Origin of the sequence: Mycobacterium sp. 1165178.9 (genome assembly GCF_001673555.1) — a bacterium.
GTDB lineage: Bacteria > Actinomycetota > Actinomycetes > Mycobacteriales > Mycobacteriaceae > Mycobacterium.
This window is the reverse complement of sequence record NZ_LZMB01000394.1, coordinates 1-1310: the sequence shown is the minus strand read 5'-3', so window position 1 is coordinate 1310 and position 1310 is coordinate 1. Positions and strand designations below refer to the sequence as shown.

Below are 1310 nucleotides of genomic sequence, written 5' to 3'. Positions count from 1 at the left end.
TTCGGCGGCGTCGTATCCGGGCTCGTCGTCGTCATCGCGGATGACGGGGAGGTCGCCGGTCAGTTCGGCGACGGTCACCGCCTCGCTGTCGCCGCGACGACGGCGGCGCCGCCGGGTGACGGCCGGGGCACCGATGGTTCCGTTTTTAGCCAGCAATTCAGCAACCGAGATGGGCCGAGTGCCGGAGTCCTCGGGCTCGGGGTGCGGTCCGGTCATGGTTTGTCGCCTCTCGATCGGTTCTGATTCCGATCAACTACCTGGCCTCCAGCATCGCGCACCGAAGGCTCCATGAGGGCCGATCCATCGGCTTCGCTGTCGAGTTTGCGCAAGATGAGACCTTCCCGTAATGCCCACGGGCAAATATCCACCGATTCGATCGACAGCGCTCGCATGCTTGCCTCCGCCACAAGAGCACCCGCAACGATCTGCGGTGCCCGCTCGGCGCTCACTCCTTCCAGTTCTGCCCGGTCAGCGGTCGTCATCCTAGATATGAAAGATATGAGTTGCCTGAGGCCGTTTGCTGTGAGCGTCCTCTTGACCCGCGGTCCGGCGCCCGAGGGCGCGGCGCCGGTGAGCCGTGCCAGCGAGCGGAAAGTCTTCGATGACGCGACCGTCAGGTCCGGATTACCCGCCTCGAGGATCTTCACGCTGGCTTCGGAAAGTTCGGCGTCCAGCCAATCCCGCAGCATCGCCACCCTTCGCCGGCCGGGCGGATCGTCGGGCAGCCACTCGCGGGTCAGCCGTCCGGCCCCGAGCGGCAGTGACAACGCGACCTCGGGCTCCTCGTCCACGCCGCTGGAGATCTCCAGCGAGCCGCCACCGATGTCGAGGTTGATGATGCGGCCCGCGCTCCACCCGTACCAGCGGCGCACCGCCAGGAAGGTCAACCGCGATTCGTCGACCCCGGTCAGCACCCGCAACTCGACGCCGGTCTCCTTGCGCACCCGGGCCAGCACGTCATCGGAGTTGCCGGCGTCCCGGACCGCGGATGTGGCGAAGGCCATCAACTCCTCGCAGCCGGAACTGTCGGCGATCTTGGCGAATTCGTCGATCGTGGAGATCAGTTTCTCGGCACCGCGTTTGGTGATCTTGCCGGCGCTGTCGGTGGCCTCGGCGAGACGCAGGGTGGCTTTCGTCGAACTCATCGGCGTCGGATGACCGCCCCGGTGCGCATCCACCACCAGCAGATGCACCGTGTTGCTGCCCACGTCGAGAACGCCCAATCGCACGTAAACAACCTAACGAAGCCCGCGAGGCGATGCTTTGCGCGACCCGGTCAACCCGTCGTGATCTCCGACCGTACGGGCGGC

Annotated in this window: 1 protein-coding gene and 1 pseudogene; both read right to left on the bottom strand. The window is 66.2% G+C overall.

All coding sequences use genetic code 11. The annotated features are described in order from the left end of the window. Positions 1 to 216 (bottom strand): annotated as a pseudogene (locus A5652_RS17225) (hypothetical protein); the annotation flags it as partial. Further along, entirely contained in the window at positions 213 to 1229 is a 1017-nt protein-coding gene (locus A5652_RS17220) for a Ppx/GppA phosphatase family protein (RefSeq protein WP_067353873.1), read from the bottom strand. The gene A5652_RS17220 and the pseudogene A5652_RS17225, both read right to left, overlap by 4 nt. Positions 1230 to 1310: the final 81 nt, after the last annotated feature.